This is a genomic window from Halorubellus amylolyticus, assembly GCF_034808145.1.
GTDB lineage: Archaea > Halobacteriota > Halobacteria > Halobacteriales > Natrialbaceae > Halorubellus.
This window is the reverse complement of record NZ_JAXHGM010000006.1, coordinates 174,517-194,114: the sequence shown is the minus strand read 5'-3', so window position 1 is coordinate 194,114 and position 19,598 is coordinate 174,517. Positions and strand designations below refer to the sequence as shown.

Sequence of the window (19,598 nt, the reverse complement as noted above, 5' to 3'; positions counted from 1 at the left end):
TTGAGGACGGCGTTTTCTGGCATAGAACACTTCGAAAATGCCGTTCCTCACTTTTCAGTGCTTATCTGAACACCGCCAGACGACCCGCCCAAAGGCACTTACCCGCTCGCGGACAGGTTCGGCGCATGAGCCGCCGCTCCCTCCCCTCCACCCCCAGCAGCGCGCTCTCGCCCTCCGTCGCACGCGGGACCGACACGCGCGGGACAGACGCTCCCGGGACAGACGCCGCCGACGTGGCGACGACCCCGACGCGGACTCCCGCCCCCGAGCACGCCGTCGTCGTCGAGAACGACGCCGACGAGACGCGGTCGGTCGTCGTCACCGTCACCCGCAGCGACCGCAGCGACGTCGTCCACCACGACACGCACCGGGTCGCGGCCGACGCAACCGTCGACGCGTACGACCTCGCGGACGCGGCCCCCGACGGCGTCGAGACGTTCCACGTCACCGCCGAGTGCGGCCCGGGGACCGCGACCGCGCGCCTCCGGACGAATACCGCGACGGGCGACCTCCGACTCGTCGTCTCCCCGGACGACGCCATCTCCGTCGTCCGGACCAGCGACCACGGATGAACCGACGACGGCTCCTCGCGACGACCGCGAGCGCGGTCGCGAGCGTGGCCGTCGCTGGCTGCCTGACCGACGACGAGCCCGGCGCGTCCACGACCGACCGGTCCACCACACCCGACGACGGGCGTCCCGACACGACCAGCGCACCGTCGGACACGACCGGCCAGTCGACGCCGACCAAGACGACCGACGACGACTCGTTCGGCTGGTCGGAAGCGGCGAACGAGCCCGACCCCTCGAAGCTGATTCGACTCGGGAACGAGGGCGAGGACGGCCTCGCGCACACCGTCGCCCTGGAGGTGTACCGCGAGGCGACCGGGACTGTCGTCCACGACGAGAACCACGTGATTCCAGCGAACGGCGAGGTGAAGGCGTACGACACCGCGACCGCGAACCCGGACGGCATCGAATCCTTCCGGGTCACGTGCACGTTCGAGGAGCAGACCAAGACCGTGACCATCGAGACGAGCGAGTGCTACGGCTGGGCCGAGTTCGTCGTCAGCGCCGAGGACGCACTCCGCGGAACCTACACGATCTGTTGAGAACGAGACGTCAACTGGCAGCGGCCCGCGCCGTCAGAACGTCGAGAGCTCGCCTTCGATGACGCTGCGCGTGACGTCCGTGACGTCCGCGAGCTCGCGGTCGACGATGGCCTCGACCTCGGGGCGGACGTCGCTGATGGCGACGCCGTCCTCGGTGATGACGTGCGCGTCGGCGACGTGCGGCTGGTCGATGGGGCGCCCGATCTGAGAGAGTAGGCGGATGCGGAGGTCGCGGATGCCGTCGACCTCGTCGACGACGCTCTCGGCGATGCGCGTCGACAGGAGGTTGTATATCTTCCCGATGTGGTTCACGGGGTTCTTCCCGCTCGTCGCCTCCATCGACATCGAGCGGTTCGGCGTGATGAGGCCGTTCGCGCGGTTCCCGCGGCCGACCGAGCCGTCGTCGCCCTGCTCCGCGCTCGTCCCCGTGTGCGTCAGGTAGATCGAGCCCTCGTCGACGTCGTCCGCGGTGTTCACGTGCACGTTCACCTCGCGGTCCGTGTGCTCGTGCGCGACGTCCGTGACGAACTCGCGGACGCCCTCGACGGCCTCGGTGTACTCCTCGAGGCTCCCGACGTAGGAGTCAACCATCGCGGCCGCGACCGTGATGTCGATCTCGTCGCCCTCGCGCTTGCCCATGATCTTCACGTCCTGCCCGAGCTCGGGGTTCGTGTCGTGGTACTCGCCGTTCAGCCGGCGTTCGGCCTCCTTCACGATGGTCTCGGTCTCCGTGAGCGGTGCGTGCCCGACGCCGAAGCTCGTGTCGTTCGCCATCGGTACCGTCGCCCCGTCCTCCCCGAAGACCTCCTGGAGGTCACCGCTGCCCTCGCCGAGCTTCACGTCGACGACGACGTCCGTCCCGAACTCGAGCTCCGGGAAGTGCTCGCCGAGGTACTCGCGCGCGGCGTCGAGCGCCACCGGCTCGGTCGGGATGTGGTGGACCTCGCCGTCCTCCGTCTCGTACTCCTTGGTCGCTCGCCCGACGATGAGGAGGTAGATTGGCTCGATGACCTCGCCGCCGCCGAACGCGGGCGCGGCGTTCCCCGCGACGAGCTGTGTCTCGTCGGTGTTGTAGTGCAGGACCTTCCCCACCCTGTCGAGGTACGTCTGTGCGAGCGCCTGCGAGACGCTCTCGGCGATACCGTCGCAGATGGAGTCCGGGTGACCCAGGCCCTTCCGCTCGACGATCTCGACCTCCTGGTCCTCGACGGCCAGTCGGTCGATGGGCTCCACGCGAATATTGCGGTCAGTCATTGTCCAAACCGTACCCCGGCGCGGTTTCTATAACTTGCGGAAACGAACAGCCACAAGAAGATAACTGTGGGTTATTCTCCAGGCCGGGTCCTCACGTGCCACTCGTCCCTCATCTACGGCTCGCTCGACCACTCGCTCCAGCAGGCTCCGCCGGAGAAAGCCGAGAGTCTGTCCCAGAACGAACGCGAGCACGACCCGGACGGCCTGCAAGGTCGTGTACGCGACGGGGCCCACGAGCCGAGGTCCCGCATCGTCTCCGGCGTCTACGCCGGCGACAGCAGGAAGGATGCGCGCTCGTGAACCACCTACGCGCTCGCAGTGACCAATCTCTCCGTATAGGGTAAATATAGTGGCTACAGACTATATTCTCTGTCCCCGTGGAGGGGGCCGTGCCGGCGCTCCCAGGCGAAGGCGCGATAGTACGCCACCTCGTCCACGGCGGCGAACCCGCGCGCCTCGAACGCGCGCCGGGACGGCGCGTTGTCCTTCGCGACCAGCGCGTACGCCGCGTCCACGCGGTCCTCGGCTGCGAACGAGAGCGCTCGCGCGAGCAACGCGGACCCCAAGCCCCGTCCACGGTCGGCCGGGTCGACGTAGAGGTCCCAGAGGTACGCGCCGTCGAACCGCACCGTCGCCGCGAGTTCAGTCACCTCGACCGGTCGTTCGAGCGTCAGGAACGCCCAGCCCCGGACCGCGTCGGCGTCGCACTCGCGTAACTCGTCGGCAGAAGGCGCCGCGGCGTCACGCGCGAGCACGACGAAGTCCGACGGAGCGAGGTCCGCGAAGTCCTCGTCCGGCCGCGGCGACAGCTCGCTCGCTCGGACCACCTCCACCGCGACGTCATCGGGCGGTTCGCGGTCGACGTCCGCGGCGTCCAACTCGACCGCGAACACGTACATCGACGTCCCCGTGACGCCGAGCGCGTCCAGCGCGTCGTAGACCGCACGACCGAGTCGCGTCCGCGTCAGGCGATGCACGCCGACGTCCACCATCGTTCCCGAACACTCCGACCGGCAGCAGTATCAGGATTCCGGTGAACTACCGAGACGCCGGCCGGAATACGTAGCCGCGGTCGACGGCGCGGTCTCCCTGCCTCACTCCTCGCCGTCCCCGAGCAGCAGCCCGAGGTACGACGTCCGGATCTGCTCGTCGGGGTCGAGGTCGAGCGCGCGGAGCGCGTCGGCGACCCGCTCCCTCGCCGCAGCCACGCCCGACTCCTCGGTCTCCGTCTCCACCTCCACGAACGCGCCGACGTCCGCGACGTCGTCGACGGTCACCGTCACTCCATCGAGCGTCCAGCGCTCCCGGCGCTTCGCGACCGTCGCCGCCGGCGCGAACCCGAGCGACTCCAGGACCCGCGCCATCGTCGCCCCGTCCGCGACGCCCGTCTCGAACTCCTCGCGCGTCTTCGACGTATCGTCAACGAGCGGTCCCTTGTACGTCACGCGAGCGTCGAACGCCCCGTCATCGAGCGCGTCCATCACCGCGTCGACACCCAGTGGCGCGTCCTCGCCCAGGTCCGCCTCCCGACGCACCCGGAGCGCCTCGTCCGTCTCCGCGAACTCCCGGTGAGGCGCGTCGTAGTACGTGTCCTCCTGGAACACGACGCCCGAGAGCGACCCCCCCACGTCGCGGAGCCGCGACCGGACCGCATCCCCGCTCGCACGCACCTTCATCTCGACCTCGTACATACCACGACCCCAGGGCGGAACCCGGAAAAACGTGGTCGTTCGCGCCCGGAACCGGCCGGCGGGCCCGCTCACGCGAGGCGCACGCTCGCGGGTCGAAAACGTGGTTCTTAAATGCGGGCTGGGAGACGTATGAGACATGACCGACGAAGAAGCCGAGACACAGGACGCAGCGGCCGAGGCAGACGAGACCGAGGGCGTGCAGGACGAGGACTTCGTGAAGCTCGCCTACACCGCCCGCACCGTCGAGAACGACCAGCTCGTCGACACGACCGACCAGGAGGTCGCCGAGGAAGAGGGCATCGACCAGGAAGATCAGGAGTTCGCTCCCCGCACCATCGTCCTGGGCGAAGGCCACATCTTCGACAGCGTCGAGGACGACGTCCGCGGCAAGGAGGTCGGCGACACCGGCACCGTCGTCGTCCCCGCCGCCGAAGCGTTCGGCGAGTACGACGAGGACGACGTCCGCACGCTCTCCGCCGAGAAGATCCCCGAGGACGACCGCCATCCCGGCGCGCAGGTCCAGATCGACGGCGAGGAAGGCTTCGTGAACACCATCATCGGCGGCCGCGCTCGCGTGGACTTCAACCACCCGCTCGCCGGTGACGACGTCGAGTACGACTACGAGATCGTCGACGTCGTCACGGACGAGGTCGAGAAGGCGTCCGGGCTCTTCGAGATGTTCTTCGACATCGCGCCCGAGATGCACATCGAGACCGACGAGGTCGAGGAGGAGACGATGGTCGAGCCGGACGAGGAAGACGAGGACGCCGAGCCCGAGTTCGAGACCGAGGTCGTCGAGAAGCGCTCGCTCTACGTCGAGAGCGTCCCGCAGCTCCAGATGAACCAGCAGTGGATGTTCGGCAAGCAGCAGGTCGCCCAGCAGATCATGAGTCACGTCGACGTCGACCGCGTGGTCGTCCAGGAGGTCATCGACGGCGGCGGCATGGGCGGCATGATGGGTGGCATGGGCGGCATGATGGGCGGCATGGGCGGTGGCGAGGGTGCCGACGCCGAGGCCGTCGAGGAAGCGCTCGAAGAGGCCGACGTCGACGCCGACGAGATCGCCGCGGAACTCGACGACGAGTAACCACCTCGCGTTCTTCTCCGTTCTCGCGTCCCACAAGCGACGCGTTCACTCGCCGGATTCCACAACCACTAACCCGGCGTCGGGTGACGCGGCTCGCGTGGACGCACAAGACCGCGTCGCCGACTTCCAGGCGACGCACGACGTCGACGGCGACCCCGAGTACCAGCTACTGGACCTCGCGAGCGAGGTCGGCGAGCTCGCCGCGGACGCCTGCGACGCGACCGACTACGGGCGCGGAGACGGCGACGTGGACGTGAAGCGCGACGAGATCGGTGACGCGCTGTTCAGCCTCCTCGTGTTCGCGAACTCGCTCGACGTGGACGCGGACGCGGCGCTCGACGAAGCCCTCGAGAAGTACGAACGACGCATCGAAGCGACCGGCGACCCCAGCTCGGGCGCCTGACCGACCGACGACCCCGGTTCGGGCGCGTGGCAATCCAGTAGTCCGAGCGCTGAGACTCTTTCCCGACGGCGGTCAGTTCCCGACCCAGTCGCGTGCGGTCGAATACAGGATGGAGACGTCCTCGAACTTCAGCATCCGCAGCATGTCGAGGACGTTCCCCTCGTTGACAGAATCGAGCCGCTGCTTCGAGTGCTGATGGAGGTCGTCGACGAGCGCGTCGTAGCGGTCGTTCGACGCACGGTACAGCATCTCGGTCATGAACAACCGCTTGCTGACCTTCGGCGCGACGCGGTCGTGCCAGAGCTGGTCGTACACCGCGAGTTCGTTCGCGGACGTGTCCCGGTCGCTGTCGGTGAGCGAGCGGTCCGCGGTCGCCGCAGCCACCCGGCCCGACCGCATGCACTTGTCGATACCTTCGCCCCAGAGCGGGTCGACCGTCGGCACCGTGTCGCCGATGGCCATGAAGTTGTCCGTGCTCATCTTGTCGGGGAGCTGGACGTGCGCGGACCCGCGATGCTGCTTCCCTTCGAGCTTCACCGCGTCCTCGAACCGCGGGTCGGTGTCCACCCAGTACTGGAGGTAGTCGTCGATGGTGTACCCCGACTTCGAGTTCGCGCGGTGACTCTCGTTCTGGAGATAGCAGACGCCGACCTTCGCCGTGTCCGCGCCCGTGTGGAATATCCACGAGTACCCACCCGGTGCGATGTCGTGGTCGAGCCGGAGCATCATCGAGTCCGCGAGGTCAGCGTACCCGTCGGCGTCGACGTCGACGTTCTCGTACTCGAACTCGATCCCGATCGCTTGCTTCTCGCGTTCCAGCCCGCAGACGTCGAGCGCCTTCGCGAGCGGCGCTGCCGGCCCGGTCGCGTCGATGACGATGTCCGCGTAGACCTCCGTCCCACCGTTGTACTCGACGCCGACGATCTCGCCGCCCTCCGTGATAGGTTTCGAGACGCGCGCGTCGAACCGGTACTCGGCGCCGTCCGCGACCGCCTCGTCCACGAGCCAGTTCTTGAAGTCCGCGAACTCCAGGACCGCGCCCGGTTGATGGCGACGATAGTGATGGTTCGGGGACTCCAGGATGACGTCGTCCGTGAAGTTCATCACGACCTCGTCGGGGATCCCGAACGACGCCATCGTCGACGGGAACGTCCCGGCGGTCGATTTGTTGCTCCTGCTCGGGAACTCGTCCTCGGCCTCGGTCTCGAGTACGACCACGTCGTACCCGCGAGACGCGAGGTCTCGCGCCGCCTGTCCACCTGCGGGGCCCGCACCGGCGATAACCACGTCGTGTGTGTCTGTCATGGTAGGGTAGGAATCATCGCTATAGAGTCGATGTTCGTCGTCCTTGTGCATCCGTACTGAACGGACCTTGTAATTTGTGCTGGTTTCGAACGCTCACGTTTTTGTGCTGGTTTCGAACGCTCACGTTTCTCGCCAACGACGCCGCCGATACCGCCGACCTGTGCCGGGGCTACGTGTCGAGAACGGTATCCGAGCGACGAACGGTCTGCGAGGGAAGTGTGGACTGCGAGCGCCGAAGGGTCGCTACGCGATGTCGCGGCTCGTGTCGATGGCGACCTCGTCCGCGAGTTCGAGCTTGATGGACTCCTTGAGCGCGGTTCCGCCGCGGAACTTCGGGACCGTCAAGCGGTTCTCGAGTTCGCTCCCACGCACCTGCGTCTCCAGGTCGAAGACGACGTCGGACATGTGCTTCGTCGACGACCGGTTCTGGGGCGGCGTCCGCTCCTTCATGCAGTGCATGATCGCGATCGAGCCCGTGTTCACCATGTGCGTCTGGAGCTCCGTCATGAAGTTCCGGAAGCGGTTCCGGTCGCCGCGCTCCAGGACGTTCGCGGTGTCGATGATGAGGTTCGCGCCCTCGGGGAGTGCACGGATGAGTCGGTTCGCCTGGTCGAGCGGTTCGCTCCCCGAGATGTCCCGTACCGTCGGGGAGCCGACGGGAGCGTTCGTCTTCTCGATGGCGTCCCGGACCGCCTGATCGGAGCGTTCCGTGGTGAGGTAGAGGCTGCCGCGGGCCGCCGTGAGCTCGTAGAGGATGAGTTCGGACTGGCTCGCGGGTTCGGCCGTGAGGGCGACGATGGTACCGGGCGGTAGGCCGCCGTCGAGCTTGCGGTCGAGAACCTCGATGCCCGTCTCCAGACGCCCCGCCATGTACCCCACGGTTGGCCGTCACTCCCTAAAAAGGTGTCTGCCAGGGTCCGATGACTGCGCGGAGCCGTCGGACGCTGGCCTGATGCGGACGCGACCGAAGCGGGTCCTCGTCGACGAGCGGCACCGAGACGACGTCGTCGACGCGCAATGCCTCCGCGAGTGACCGCAGTGGCCGGTCGCCGACGACGACGGCGGCCGCGACCGGCGTTCCGAGGGTGCGAGCCATCGCTGCGGTCTTCGCGGTGTCGCGGACCGCTGCCGGCGTCGGTCGCGTGACGAGGACGACCCGATCGGCGACCGCGAGCGGCAGCGCGGCGTCCGGCCCGGCGCCGCAGGGAGCGTCGACGACCGCGGTCGGTGCCCCTCGTCGAGTGTCCGCGTCCGCGGCGAGGTCGACGAGGACGCGCTCGAACGCGTCCGCCGCGTCCGGCGGCGGTGCCGGCGCGACCCGGACGCCCGCGAGCGACGGGACCGGCCGTCCTCGCGGACGTTCGAGGACGGTCGGCGTGCGTCCGACGCCGGCCATCGCGTGCACGTCCGGCATGTCGACGTCCGCGTCGACGACCGTCACCGATTGCGTCTCGGTACTCCCCGCGTCCTGGGCGGCGAGTTCGCGTGCGAGCGCCAGCGCCGTGGTCGTCTTCCCGGTTCCGCCCTTCCCGCCGGCTATCGCGAGCATACCAGCGGTCGCCGCCCGTTCGCACTTCAACTCGCGGGTGGGCGGCGACCCGAACGGATTGATTCAAGGGCCGGGGGCGGGTGGTCTCAGGTGATGCGTCACGACCACCTGCTCACGGCGAGACAGCTCTCGCGCGAGGACATCGAGGAGGTCCTCGACCGGGCCGCGGAGCTCGACGCCGATCCCTCGGCCGCCCGGGAACGAAACGCGGGCACGCTCCTCGGCCTGTGTTTCTTCGAACCGAGTACGCGAACGAAGATGAGCTTCGAGGCCGCGATCAAGCGCCTCGGCGGCGACGTCGTCGACATGGGGAGCGTCGACTCGTCGTCGGTGAAGAAAGGCGAGAGCCTCGCGGACACCGTCCGCGTCATCGAGGGGTACGCGGACGCGCTCGTGCTCCGGCACCCGCTGGAGGGGTCCGCGAAGATGGCGAGCGAGTACGTCGACGTCCCGCTCCTGAACGCCGGCGACGGCGCCGGCCATCACCCGACACAGACGCTACTGGACCTCTACACAATCCGGGAGACAGCGGGCCTCGAGGACCTCACGATCGGTATCATGGGCGACCTGAAGTACGGGCGGACGGTGCACTCGCTCGCGACCGCGTTGACGAACTTCGACGCGCACCAGCACTTCATCTCGCCCGAGTCGCTGAAGCTCCCGCGGTCGGTCCGCTACGACCTCCACGAGGCCGGGGCGAACGTCCGCGAGCACACCGACTTGGAGGCAGTCCTCTCGAGTCTCGACGTCCTGTACGTCACTCGCATCCAGCGCGAACGCTTCCCGGACGAGAACGAGTACCACAAGGTCGCGGGACAGTACCAGATCGACCGGGAGACCCTGGAGGCGGCGAGCGACGACCTCACCGTCATGCACCCGCTGCCGCGCGTCGACGAGATCGCGCCGGCTATCGACGAGACCACGTACGCGAACTACTTCGAGCAGGCGCACAACGGCGTTCCCGTGCGGATGGCGCTGCTCGACCTGCTCCTGGAGGACGAACGATGAGCGACAAGGAACTCCGCGTCTCGAAGATCAGCAGTGGCACCGTCATCGATCACGTTCGCGCCGGCCAGGCGCTGAACGTCCTCTCGATGCTCGGCATCGACGGGTCGGGCGGCGAGGAGATCTCCGTCGGGATGAACGTCCCCTCGGACGCGCTCGCGCGGAAGGACGTCGTGAAGGTCGAGGGGCGAGAGCTCAGTCAGGACGAGCTCGACGTGCTCTCGGTCATCGCGCCGGACGCGACCGTGAACATCGTCCGCGACTACGACGTCGTCGAGAAGAACCGCGTGGAACGCCCGGAGCGCGTCACCGGCGTGCTCGCGTGCCCGAACCGGAACTGCATCACGACCGCGGACGAACCAGTCGAGTCCGCGTTCGCTGTCCTCGAGGACGGCGTCCGCTGCGAGTACTGCGAGACGATCGTCCGGGACGACATCGCGGCGCTCATCGACGACTGACGCGAATCGTCGGCGAGTCGGGGTTCGGGGCGGAACGTCCTGCCGCTCCCCGGCTGGCCGGGCCATCCGAGTGGGTTCGTTTCAGTAAGCTCTAAATAATCAAAGCTCGAACGTTTCGGTATGTCCAAGAAGGTCAAGATCCTGGTCGCGGTGGTCGCAATCGCCCTCCTCTACAAGACGTTCTCCGGCAGCGACGAGACCGTCGAAGTCGAGTACGACGCCGAGTAACCGTAAGCCGTCCGGGCGGTGCCGCCGTCCGCGCCGCCCGCTTCCGAACCGTTTTCGTGTGTCCGCTCCCCACCGAGAGGTATGTACGGCGTCGTCACGCGGAACGAGCCCGAGCTCGATTGGCCGTCGTTCGACCGCGCGTTCTACGAGGTCAAGGACGTCACGGGTCGGGCGGTCGAGCCCGAAGCCGAGGGCGTGAACATGGTCTCGTGCTTCGGTGACACGGCCGCGGGCGAGGCGAAACCGGACCTCGTGCCGGTGAGCGACGAGGGCGAGCGGGCGACGCGCGAGCAGCCGTACTTCGACTGGGGGTACGTCTGTCCGAGTCGCGAGCGCTACCGCGAGGGACTCTTGGAGATGATCGAGGACGCGGCGGCGGCGAACCCGGACGTCAGATTGGACGACGTCGGGTTCCCGCGCGCGGAGTACTGTCACTGCGAGCATTGCGAGACGGCGTTCGCGGAGAGCGAGTTCGATGACTGGTGGGCGTGGCGCGAGGCGACGATCACTGAGTTCGTCGCGGCGGCCAGCGACCGCATCCCCGGGAAGGTGTACTTCACGCTGTACCCGGACCCGTACCCCGGACACCTCGAGGAGCGCGCTGGCCTGGACGTGGACGCGCTCGCCGAGTACGTCGACGAGTTCGTCGTGCCGCTGTACGACACCGCGTACGGGACGACGTACTGGCTGGAGACCATCGCGAAGGGGTTCCGGTCGCGGATCCCCGAGGGCGTCGACCTCGGTATCGAGCTGTACGCGGTCGAGGTCGAGGTCGACGCCCTGATTCACGCGACCGAGGTGGCGAGGGAGTACGCGGACGGCGTCTACTTCGGGTACGACGCGAGCCAGGCGCAGGCGGCGCTCCGGCGGATGAAGGCGGACGCGCGCGACGGCGAGTCCCACGGCGCGCCCGAGTGAGAGCGGCCCGGGTCGACGGTATCGACCGAGCGGTCGCGGTCGGGTCGTGACCACGCGGCGTTCGCGGTGACGGTCGCTCGCGCCCCTCGACGCTTCACTTGCAACGGTGGTGGGTGGGGCGGTGGTCGGTCAGGCCGGGAGCGCGCGGTCTCGCCACTGCTGCAGGTTCTCGCGGTCGCGCGTGTCCTCGGGGAGGACGTCGAACCATTCCGCGTCCGTTATCTCCCCGTCGGGGTCCTCGACCGTGGGTTCGTGCGTGCGTGCCTCCGCGGCGAACACGGGGAGGGCGCCCGCGACGCCGTACGAGCCGTGCCGGACCTCGATGCGGCCGAGGAGCGCGAGCCCCTCGTACTCCGCGGCGACGCCCGCCTCCTCGGCGAGCTCGCGCTCGGCGGCCTCGCGGAACGACTCCTCGGCGTGCACGCCACCGCCGGGGACGACCCACTTGTCGACGCCCTCGTGGTACACGAGCAGGAGCTCGCCGCTCTCGCGGTAGACGACGGTGTGCGCGCCGTAGGGCGCGCCGGAGTCCGCGACGCGCTCGGCGACGCGCTCGAACTGCTCGCGGCACACCTCGCGGTGCTGGTCGCACGCGAGGTAGTCGTCGTGCCGGTCGTCGAGGCGATGGTACGCGCGCTCGCCGACCTGGGTCGCGCGGTCGGCGAGGAACCAGAGGTCGTCTACCGGCATCGCCGCGTCGAGGGGGCATCGGGGCTGGTCGGTCCGCCGTACGGCGCGTGGAGGTGGAGACGAGCGAGGGACTGGGTCATACCGAACCGTATGCGAACGCCACCCAAAGGCGCTTCGTTCTCCGCGTGCCCCAGAGCACCCGCCGGCTCGGTCCACCCAGCCCGGTTGCTCGCCCCGCCCAACGGTGTCGGTATCGGCACGCGCGACCGCTTCCTCACCTGCCTTTCCCCGCCCCGCCGTACTCGCGGGTGATGACACGAGCACTGTTCTTCGTCAGCGAGGACGGCTACTGGGGCGAGGAGTGCGTCGAACCCCTGACCACGCTCAAGGACGCCGGCGTCGACGTCGACGTCGCCACGCCCGCCGGGAACCCGCCGGTCGTCGACGACCGCTCGATCGACCCGGACGAGGTCGGCGCGGAGACCGCCGAGCACGTCGTCGACGTCCACGAGAACGACACGGACCTGAACGACCCCGAGCCGTTCGCCGCGGTGGACGCGAGCGCGTACGACGCCGTCGTGTTCCCCGGCGGTCACGGCACCGTCTGGGACGTCAACCAGGACGTCCACGCCCGCGACGCCCTCCGGACCGCGGTCACGGGCGAGGACGGCATCGCGCTCGTCGTCTGTCACGCCGTCGGCATCCTCGCCTTTACGCGAGACGAGACGGGCGACCTCATCGTCGACGGCCGCGACGTCACCGGGTTCCCGAACGCGTGGGAGGACGGCATCGTCGACGACTACGACCGCCTCGACGGCCGTAAGCTCCCCTACTACGTCGAGGACGAGGTCGTCGCCGCGGGCGGGAACTGGGACGCGGAACTCGACGCGGAGACGAGCGTCACCGTCGACGGCGACCTCCTCACCGCACGCGGCCCGGGGTCCTCCGCCGCGGCCGCCGACGTCCTGCTCGACGAACTCGACGAGTGAACCGCTCGGAGGGCCGGTCGGTGGCGTCGGCGTCGACGACCGCGGGTCCGTTCGTATCGAGTCCTTTTTACTCGCGCCGGGGGAACGCGCTGGTATGAGCTTCGACGAAGACGATTCCGTGGTCCTCCACGACGAGCACAGCGAGTACGACGGCGAGACGGGCACCATCACGCAGGTCATGGAGTCCATGTTCGGCGACGCGAACTACACCATCAGCTTCGAGGACGGCCAGGAGTCGGGCGTCCCCGAAGATTCCCTCGAACTCGTCGACGACGAGGCCGAGGGCGACGAGGAATAACGCGGCCCTGGAGCGCCTATGGCGAGTGTTCCCTTCCACTACGTGGACGTTCGGACGTTCGCGTACGCGACCGAGGACGAGAAACGCGTCGAGCAGGCGCTCCGTCACTTCGTGCCCGAGGACGTCGAGGTGGAGCGAACGACCTCCGAGGGCCATCACGGCGACCGTATCGCCATCCTCTCCGCGCGCCTGGAGAACGCGGACGACGTCCGGTACGCGCTGTCGCGGCTCGCGAACCTGCCGGACCTCGGCGGGCTCGTCGACGAGCTCGACGACCGCGTGACCGAGCACACCGAGTTCTTCCTGCACCTCGACAAGCAGGCGGCGTTCCGCGGGGAGACCGCTCGCGGTGAGGGCATCACGTTCCGCGCGAAGGTCGAGGCGTACCCGGCGAAGCGGGAGAAGGCCGTCGAGAACGCTCGCGAGACCCTGGAGGCCCTGGAGGCGCACGGGGTCCGCGTGCCGGATCCCGACGAGTCCGAGGGAGCCGATTCGGACGGCGACGAGGCGTGAGTCGATGACGGGTGGCGGCCGCGGGTTCTACGAGGCGGTGCACGCGCGACCGGACGGTGAGTCGACGGTCCGGCGCTGTGCCGAGCACGCGGCGAGTCTCGGCTACGAGGGCGTCGTCGTCCGGAATCACGGCGATGCGCGCGCTGACGTTGACGTCGACGCGGTGGCGGAGGCGACGGGTATCGACGTGGTCGACGGCCTTGAGGTGCGTGCGAACTCGCCTCAACAGGCCAGTGGGTACGTGGGGAACTACCGCCCGAAGTACACGCTCTTGCTCGTGCACGGTGGGACGAACGCGATGAACCGGTTCGCGGTCGAGCAGGAGCGCGTGGACGTGCTCGCGCACCCGATGCGGGGCGACGGCGACTTCAATCACGTGCTGGCGAAGGCCGCCGCCGAGCACGGCGTGCGCGTCGAGTTCGACCTCTCGGGCGCGGTGCGTGCGACCGGTGGCCGGCGCGTGCAGGCGCTCAGCGACCTCCGGAAGCTCCGCGAGCTCGTCGAGTACTACGACGCGCCGTACGTCGTGAGCGTCGACGCGACGAGTCACCGTCACCTGCGCGGACCGCGCGCGCTCGCCGCGGTCGGCGAACGCATCGGGTTCTCGCGCGAACAGATCGAGGACGGGCTCCGCGAGTGGGGGCGGCTCGCCTCCCGGAACCGCGAGGTGACCGCGCCGGAGTACGTCGAACCCGGGGTGCGTCGCGGTCGGTACCGGGACCGCGAGGGGGCCAACAACGACGAGGCGTCCACCGGCGACGACGTGGACGACGACGGGAACGGGCGCGACGCGTAGCGCGAACCCGCGGCGTTCTTGACGCGCGACCGCCAAGCCCGTGGCATGAAGCGACCCATCGAGGAGCACGCGGCGCGGTTCGACGACATGGCGGCGACGTACGACGACCAAGAGAACGACACCGACGAGTACCGCGCGTGCGTCTCGCTCGTCGTCGACGCGGCGCGCGACGCCATCGACGAGGACGCGACGGTGCTCGACCTCGGCTGTGGCACGGGCGCCATCGGGCTGTCCCTCGCCGAGGACGCCGGGCGCGTCCTCGGCCGGGACATCAGCGCGGGGATGCTGGAGCGGGCTCGCGAGAAGGCGGCCGACGCCGGCCTGGAGAACGTCTCGTTCGGCGAAGGTCGGTTCCGCGACCCGAACGTCCCGGAGGACGTCGACGTGGACGTGGTCGTGTCGAACTTCGCGATGCATCACCTCGCGGACGACGAGAAGCGCGCGGCGCTGCGCGCGGTCGCCGCGCTCGACCCGGACCGGTTCGTGCTCGGTGACGTGGTCTTCTTCGGCCTCCCGGACCCCGACGAGCCGTTCTACTCGCCCGAGGTCGACGACCCGGCGACCGTCGGCGCCCTCGCGGAGGCGTTCACGGACGCGGGGTTCGCGCTCACGGACGCGACGAGCGTCCACGAGCAGGTCGGCGTCCTCGTCGGCGACGACGTCGACGCGCTCGCCGCGGGCGACCTCGCGTACCCGGTCGGCGTCGCCGGGGACGGGTCGCGATGAAGCACCTCCCCAAGCACCTGCGGCCGAAGTGGCGGTACGTCGCGGTCGCGCTGGAGACCGACCCCGACGAGTCGTTCTCGCGGGGCGCGTTCCAGCGCGAGCTCTGGTACGCCACCCAGAACCTCCTCGGCGACGCGGGGAGTGCGGACGCGGACGGCACGGTCGTCCGGTTCCAGTTCCGGAACGGCGACGGGAGCGCGGTCGTCCGCGCTCGCCGCGGGGAGGTCGAGGCGATCCGTGCGGCGCTCGCGTGCGTCGAGTCCGTCGACGACGCGACGGTCGCCGTCGGCATCGAGGGGGTGTCCGGGACCATCCGGGCGTGCGAGGAAAAGTTCATACCGGCTGCGACGGAACGTCCGGACCGACGAGAGGTCGCGTTCGCGGGCGAGCGCCGGTCGGGTATCGCGCGCGGTGACCGCGTCGCGGTTGACGTCGACGGCGACCGCACGTACGCGACCAGCGAGGACGTGGAGTGAGACGATGGACGGACACGACCAGATGGCGTACGACCGCGGCACGAGCATCTTCTCGCCGGACGGCCGGCTGTATCAGGTCGAGTACGCGCGCGAGGCGGTCAAACGCGGGTCCTCGACGGTCGGCGTGAAGACGCCGTCGGGCGTGGCGCTCGCGGTGGACAAGCGCGTGACCTCCGACCTCGTGGAGGGGGAGAGCGTCGAGAAACTGCACGCCATCGACGACCACCTGGCGGCCGCGAGCGCGGGCCACGTCGCGGACGGCCGTCGGCTCGTCGACGAACTCCGGCGGGACGCGCAGGTGAACCGCCTCCGGTACGGCGAGTCGATCGACGCGAAGACGGCGACGCGACACGTCTCGGACCTCGTGCAGGCGTACACGCAGGTCGGTGGGGCGCGACCGTTCGGCGCGGCGCTCCTCGTCGCGGGCGTGGACGCGGACGGCACGCCCCGGCTCTACGAGACCGATCCGTCCGGGACCGTCGACGGCTGGCAGGCGGTCGCGGTCGGCGCGCACCGCGGCGAGATACGGGAGTTCCTCGAAGCGGCGTACGACCCCGACCTCGACCTCGACGGTGCGATAGCGCTCGCGCTCCGCGCCATCTCGGTCCCCGACGACGAACGGCCGTCGGCGGGACGGGTCGCGGTGGCGACGGTCGACGTCGAGACGCGGACCGTGAACGTCCTCGGCGACGACGCGCTCGCCGACCACCTCGACGAGCTGGCGGCGCCGGGCGAGACGGACGCGCTCGACGCGGACGACGACGCCGACGAGCAGTGACCATCCGGGACACACCTTTTTAAGGCCGACCGCGTAAGTTCAGGGTATGATTTCACTGGACGAAGCGGTGACGGCGCGGCTCGAGTCCCACGGTACGCGGTTCGAGGTCCTCGTCGACCCCGACGCGGCGCTCTCCATCAAGCGCGGGGAGTTCGACGGCGACCTGGAGGACGTCATCGCGGCCGAGGACGTCTACGAGAACGCGAGTCGAGGCGACCGGCCGGCGGAGAGCGACCTCGAGGACGTCTTCGAGACGACGGACCCGATGGCGATCATCCCCGAGGTCATCAAGCGCGGGGAGATCCAGATCACGGCCGAGCAGCGCCGCGAGATGCAGGAGAAGAAACACAAGCAGCTCGTGAACAAGATCGCGCGCAACGCCGTGAACCCGCAGATGGACGACGCGCCGCATCCGCCGGACCGCATCGAGAGCGCGCTCGAACAGGCCGGGTTCCAGGTCGACCCGATGGAGCCCGTCGAGGAGCAGGTCGACGACGCGCTGGACGCGCTCCGGCCCGTCATCCCGATCCGGTTCGACGAGGTGACGGTCGCGGTCCGGGTGCCCGCGGACTACGCGGGGTCGGCGCAGGCGAAGATCCGGCAGTACGGTGACCTGGAGAGCGAGGAGTGGACGAACGACGGCGGGTGGATCGGCGTCCTGACGTTCCCAGCGGGGATGCAGAACGACTTCTACGATATGGTCAACGACATGACGAGCGGCCAGGCGGAGACCCAGATCGTGAAGGACGAGGACGACATCAAGACCCGCTAGCATGGAAGAGCGCGTCGACGTGGTGGCGTTCGACGAACCCGCGTCGCGGTCGACAGCCGAACGCAAACACCGGCAGACGGTCGCGTTCGCGACGTACACGGTGGTCGCGGTCGTGCTCGGCGCGGCGCTCGTCCAGGGCATGCTCTTGCTCGGCGTGCTCGGCGCGGTGGGCGTCCTCGGTGTGTGGCACTTACTCTTCCGCGACGACCGACCGATGACGACGACGTACCGCGCGGTCGAGGCGGGTCGCGGCGCGGAGATTCTGCACGCTCACGAGACGGAAGCGCGGAAGCGCGACCAGATGCGGACGTTCGTCGTCGCCGGCGTCGTCGCCGTCGTCGCGGGCTGGGGGTTCATCCAGGGGAGCCTCCTCCTCTCGCTCCTCGGAGGCGGCGCGGTCGCGGCGTTCGCGTACGTCGTCGACGACGAACCGCTCCTGCCACGGGTCGTCGAGACGGACATCGAGCGCGAGCGAGCCGACAGCCTGTTCGAGATCGTCGACGGGACGACGACGGACGACGACGAACGCGGTCGCTGACGGATGGGTTCGTCGCGGAACGGTTTCGCCGCGGAACGCGGTCGCTGACGAGCACCGAGACGGACCGGAGGAGAAGTGCCGCTGGTTCGACCGGTTCGCTGGCGGATTATCCCTTCTTGAATCCGAGGAGGAAACCGCCCGTGAAGCCGGCGCCGACGGAGAGCGTCGAGAGGATGGTCTGGATCCACGACGGCGGGGCGCCGCTGGCGGCGTCCTGACCGGCCTTGATGAATCCCGACGTGAGCTTGTCCCAGTCGACGGTGAGGATGCCGCGGGATTCGAGGAACTTGAAGACCGCGAGCTCCAGGCCGATGATGACCGCGATCACCTTCGCGATCTTCTTCGCCGCGAACCCGATGATCCCACCTATGACACCACCAGTCCCGAATTCGATACCCAGTTGCTGGGGATCGACGCCCAGTTGCAGTGCGAACGGGTCCATACCCCCCATTCCTCGCCGCCGCCATAAGGCGTTTGTGGCGTGAGCTGACGTCCGTCAGACGCACCCGGATTCGGTCGCGCTCCGGGTCTCCGCGTCGGGTCGGCGACGGGTGGGGGAGAGATTCAAGGATGCGGACGACCAACGGTTCGATATGATCCGGACAATCGAGGTGGCGGCGGGCCCTGCTTGAGATGCGAGGAGCGAGTGCCGACGCGACGCCGACGAGGCCGCGTCACGAGACCGAGGTGGGTCGATGACGAAGGCGGTCGTCGCGAAGCGCGCCGACGAGGGGCACGCGGACCTGGAGGAGATCCTCGATTTGGCGCGCGCGGCCGACTACGACGTCGTGGGGTCAGTGACCCAGACGCGAACGGAGGACCCGGCGTTGCACTTCGGGGAGGGGAAGGCCGACGAGCTCGCGGCGGAGGTGCGTGCGACCGGCGCCGAGGCGGTGGTGTTCGACAACAGCCTCGGGCCGTACCAGACGTTCAATCTCGGCGCGAAGCTCCCGGAGGGCGTGGAGATACTCGACCGGTTCACGCTCATCCTGGAGATCTTCGGGCAGCGCGCGGAGACGCGGAAGGCCCAGCTCCAGGTCGAGCTCGCGGAGCTGCGGTACGAGCTGCCGCGTGCGGAGGCGAAGACGAGTCTCGCGAAGCGCGACGAGCACCCGGGGTTCATGGGCCTGGGGGAGTACGACGAGTCGCGCGAGCAGGACATCAAGAACCAGATCTCCCGCATCCGGGACGAACTGGAGCGCATCGAGCAGACCGAGCAGTCCCGGCGCGAGCGCCGACGCGAGGGCGGGTTCGACCTCGTGGCGCTCGCGGGGTACACGAACGCGGGGAAGTCGACGCTCCTCAGGCGGCTCGCGGCGGACATGGACGTCGACGAGAACCAGGGCCTGCACCCGGACCTCGACCGGACCGCGGAGTCCGAGAACCGGTTGTTCACGACGCTCGGGACGACGACGCGACGCGCGGACATCGCGGACCGCGACGTCCTCCTGACGGACACGGTCGGGTTCATCTCGGACCTGCCGCACTGGCTCGTCGAGTCGTTCAAGTCGACGCTCGACTCCGTCTACCGCGCCGACCTCGTGCTGCTCGTGGTGGACGTGAGCGAGGACGTCGAGGAGATGCGGGAGAAGCTCGTGACGTGCCACGACACGCTCTACGAGCGCAACGAGGCGCCGATCGTGACGGTCCTGAACAAGATCGACGAGGTCGACGACCGCGAGCTCGAACGGAAGCGCGACGCCATCAGCGCGCTCGCGCCGAACCCGGTCGCGGTCTCGGGGCTCGCGGACCTGGACGTGGACGCGCTGCGCGAGCGCATCGTCGCCGACCTTCCCGATTGGGAGCGCGAACGGCTCGTCCTCCCGATGACCGAGGACACGATGAGCGTCGTGTCGTGGCTGCACGACGAGGCGAACGTCGACGACGTGGAGTACGGCGACGACGACGTCCTCGTGGACTTCGAGGCGCGGCCAGCGGTCGTCGAGCAGGCGCGGTCGCGCGCCGAGGACCTCCGCGCGGTCGAAGGCGCGGCCTAGGGTCGACGGCGCAGCCCATCTTCGGGGGCGCATCGCGCGCTCCGTGGCGTCGAACGATTCTACTGCTTTTTGTACG

At 68.9% G+C, this 19,598-nt stretch carries 25 protein-coding genes; 17 read left to right on the top strand and 8 right to left on the bottom strand.

Features of this window, described 5'->3' with window-relative positions:
* Positions 1-125 precede the first annotated feature (125 nt).
* Positions 126-572 carry a hypothetical protein gene (locus SM754_RS14920; RefSeq protein WP_323677039.1) on the top strand — a complete coding sequence of 149 codons (447 nt, stop codon included), beginning with the start codon at positions 126-128 and terminating at the stop codon, positions 570-572.
* Positions 569-1,111 (top strand): hypothetical protein, encoded by a 543-nt coding sequence (locus SM754_RS14915; protein ID WP_323677038.1) that lies wholly within the window; start codon positions 569-571, stop codon positions 1,109-1,111. The genes SM754_RS14920 and SM754_RS14915 overlap by 4 nt, the downstream gene beginning before the upstream one ends.
* A 33-nt stretch (positions 1,112-1,144) precedes the next feature.
* Here SM754_RS14915 and SM754_RS14910 read toward each other — a convergent pair whose 3' ends face one another.
* The 3 genes from SM754_RS14910 to cyaB form a co-directional block, all read right to left on the bottom strand.
* A complete protein-coding gene (locus tag SM754_RS14910) occupies positions 1,145-2,365 on the bottom strand; it encodes a methionine adenosyltransferase (protein WP_323677037.1) in 1,221 nt (406 codons plus the stop codon).
* A gap of 353 nt (positions 2,366-2,718) precedes the next feature.
* Complete coding sequence (locus SM754_RS14905) at positions 2,719-3,357, bottom strand: GNAT family N-acetyltransferase (RefSeq protein WP_323677036.1); 639 nt, start codon at positions 3,355-3,357, stop codon at positions 2,719-2,721.
* 102 nt (positions 3,358-3,459) lie between these two features.
* On the bottom strand, positions 3,460-4,056 hold the full coding sequence (gene cyaB, locus SM754_RS14900) for a class IV adenylate cyclase (RefSeq protein WP_323677035.1): 597 nt from the start codon (positions 4,054-4,056) through the stop codon (positions 3,460-3,462).
* A 136-nt stretch (positions 4,057-4,192) separates the two neighbouring features.
* Here cyaB and SM754_RS14895 point away from each other — a divergent pair, with 136 nt between their 5' ends.
* A complete protein-coding gene (locus tag SM754_RS14895; RefSeq protein ID WP_323677034.1) occupies positions 4,193-5,143 on the top strand; it encodes an FKBP-type peptidyl-prolyl cis-trans isomerase in 951 nt (316 codons plus the stop codon).
* Positions 5,144-5,240: 97 nt separating this feature from the next.
* Complete coding sequence (locus SM754_RS14890) at positions 5,241-5,546, top strand: MazG nucleotide pyrophosphohydrolase domain-containing protein (protein ID WP_323677033.1); 306 nt, start codon at positions 5,241-5,243, stop codon at positions 5,544-5,546.
* A gap of 72 nt (positions 5,547-5,618) precedes the next feature.
* Here the strand turns inward: SM754_RS14890 and SM754_RS14885 are convergent, their stop codons facing one another.
* The 3 genes from SM754_RS14885 to SM754_RS14875 form a co-directional block, all read right to left on the bottom strand.
* Positions 5,619-6,851, bottom strand: coding sequence for a digeranylgeranylglycerophospholipid reductase (locus tag SM754_RS14885; RefSeq protein WP_323677032.1), 1,233 nt, complete (start codon positions 6,849-6,851; stop codon positions 5,619-5,621).
* Between the two features lie 243 nt (positions 6,852-7,094).
* Positions 7,095-7,721: an RAD55 family ATPase gene (locus SM754_RS14880; protein ID WP_323677031.1), complete on the bottom strand. Its 627-nt coding sequence runs from the start codon at positions 7,719-7,721 to the stop codon at positions 7,095-7,097.
* A 25-nt stretch (positions 7,722-7,746) separates the two neighbouring features.
* On the bottom strand, positions 7,747-8,400 hold the full coding sequence (locus tag SM754_RS14875) for a MinD/ParA family ATP-binding protein (RefSeq protein ID WP_323677030.1): 654 nt from the start codon (positions 8,398-8,400) through the stop codon (positions 7,747-7,749).
* A gap of 93 nt (positions 8,401-8,493) precedes the next feature.
* Between SM754_RS14875 and pyrB the strand changes: the two genes are divergently transcribed.
* From pyrB to SM754_RS14860, 3 genes are all read left to right on the top strand, one after another.
* Positions 8,494-9,408: an aspartate carbamoyltransferase gene (pyrB, locus tag SM754_RS14870; RefSeq protein WP_323677029.1), complete on the top strand. Its 915-nt coding sequence runs from the start codon at positions 8,494-8,496 to the stop codon at positions 9,406-9,408.
* Complete coding sequence (pyrI, locus tag SM754_RS14865; protein ID WP_323677028.1) at positions 9,405-9,863, top strand: aspartate carbamoyltransferase regulatory subunit; 459 nt, start codon at positions 9,405-9,407, stop codon at positions 9,861-9,863. The genes pyrB and pyrI overlap by 4 nt, the downstream gene beginning before the upstream one ends.
* Positions 9,864-10,172: 309 nt before the next feature.
* Positions 10,173-11,009, top strand: a complete 837-nt coding sequence (locus tag SM754_RS14860; RefSeq protein WP_323677027.1) for a hypothetical protein — start codon at positions 10,173-10,175, stop codon at positions 11,007-11,009.
* A gap of 129 nt (positions 11,010-11,138) precedes the next feature.
* Here SM754_RS14860 and SM754_RS14855 read toward each other — a convergent pair whose 3' ends face one another.
* Positions 11,139-11,699, bottom strand: coding sequence for an NUDIX domain-containing protein (locus tag SM754_RS14855; RefSeq protein WP_323677026.1), 561 nt, complete (start codon positions 11,697-11,699; stop codon positions 11,139-11,141).
* Positions 11,700-11,950: 251 nt separating this feature from the next.
* On the opposite strand from SM754_RS14855, the gene SM754_RS14850 reads away from it, so the two are divergent.
* The 9 genes from SM754_RS14850 to SM754_RS14810 all read left to right on the top strand — a co-directional run bounded on the left by SM754_RS14850 (position 11,951) and on the right by SM754_RS14810 (position 17,525).
* Positions 11,951-12,628: a DJ-1/PfpI family protein gene (locus tag SM754_RS14850; RefSeq protein ID WP_323677025.1), complete on the top strand. Its 678-nt coding sequence runs from the start codon at positions 11,951-11,953 to the stop codon at positions 12,626-12,628.
* A gap of 94 nt (positions 12,629-12,722) precedes the next feature.
* Entirely contained in the window at positions 12,723-12,926 is a 204-nt protein-coding gene (locus SM754_RS14845) for a DUF1918 domain-containing protein (RefSeq protein WP_323677024.1), read from the top strand.
* An 18-nt stretch (positions 12,927-12,944) separates the two neighbouring features.
* Positions 12,945-13,439, top strand: a complete 495-nt coding sequence (locus tag SM754_RS14840) for an RNA-binding protein (protein WP_501993796.1) — start codon at positions 12,945-12,947, stop codon at positions 13,437-13,439.
* Between the two features lie 4 nt (positions 13,440-13,443).
* Positions 13,444-14,235 (top strand): RNase P subunit p30 family protein, encoded by a 792-nt coding sequence (locus tag SM754_RS14835; RefSeq protein WP_323677023.1) that lies wholly within the window; start codon positions 13,444-13,446, stop codon positions 14,233-14,235.
* Positions 14,236-14,280: 45 nt separating this feature from the next.
* Positions 14,281-14,961, top strand: a complete 681-nt coding sequence (locus SM754_RS14830; RefSeq protein ID WP_323677022.1) for a class I SAM-dependent DNA methyltransferase — start codon at positions 14,281-14,283, stop codon at positions 14,959-14,961.
* On the top strand, positions 14,958-15,437 hold the full coding sequence (locus tag SM754_RS14825; protein ID WP_323677021.1) for an Rpp14/Pop5 family protein: 480 nt from the start codon (positions 14,958-14,960) through the stop codon (positions 15,435-15,437). The genes SM754_RS14830 and SM754_RS14825 overlap by 4 nt, the downstream gene beginning before the upstream one ends.
* 4 nt (positions 15,438-15,441) lie before the next feature.
* Positions 15,442-16,215 (top strand): archaeal proteasome endopeptidase complex subunit alpha, encoded by a 774-nt coding sequence (psmA, locus tag SM754_RS14820; protein WP_323677020.1) that lies wholly within the window; start codon positions 15,442-15,444, stop codon positions 16,213-16,215.
* Positions 16,216-16,261: 46 nt separating this feature from the next.
* On the top strand, positions 16,262-16,987 hold the full coding sequence (locus tag SM754_RS14815) for a ribosome assembly factor SBDS (protein ID WP_323677019.1): 726 nt from the start codon (positions 16,262-16,264) through the stop codon (positions 16,985-16,987).
* A 1-nt stretch (position 16,988) separates the two neighbouring features.
* Positions 16,989-17,525, top strand: coding sequence for a hypothetical protein (locus SM754_RS14810; protein WP_323677018.1), 537 nt, complete (start codon positions 16,989-16,991; stop codon positions 17,523-17,525).
* 106 nt (positions 17,526-17,631) lie between these two features.
* On the opposite strand, the gene SM754_RS14805 is transcribed toward SM754_RS14810, so the two are convergent.
* Complete coding sequence (locus SM754_RS14805; RefSeq protein ID WP_323677017.1) at positions 17,632-17,967, bottom strand: FUN14 domain-containing protein; 336 nt, start codon at positions 17,965-17,967, stop codon at positions 17,632-17,634.
* Between the two features lie 253 nt (positions 17,968-18,220).
* On the opposite strand from SM754_RS14805, the gene hflX reads away from it, so the two are divergent.
* Complete coding sequence (gene hflX, locus SM754_RS14800) at positions 18,221-19,522, top strand: GTPase HflX (protein ID WP_323677016.1); 1,302 nt, start codon at positions 18,221-18,223, stop codon at positions 19,520-19,522.
* Positions 19,523-19,598 lie beyond the last annotated feature (76 nt).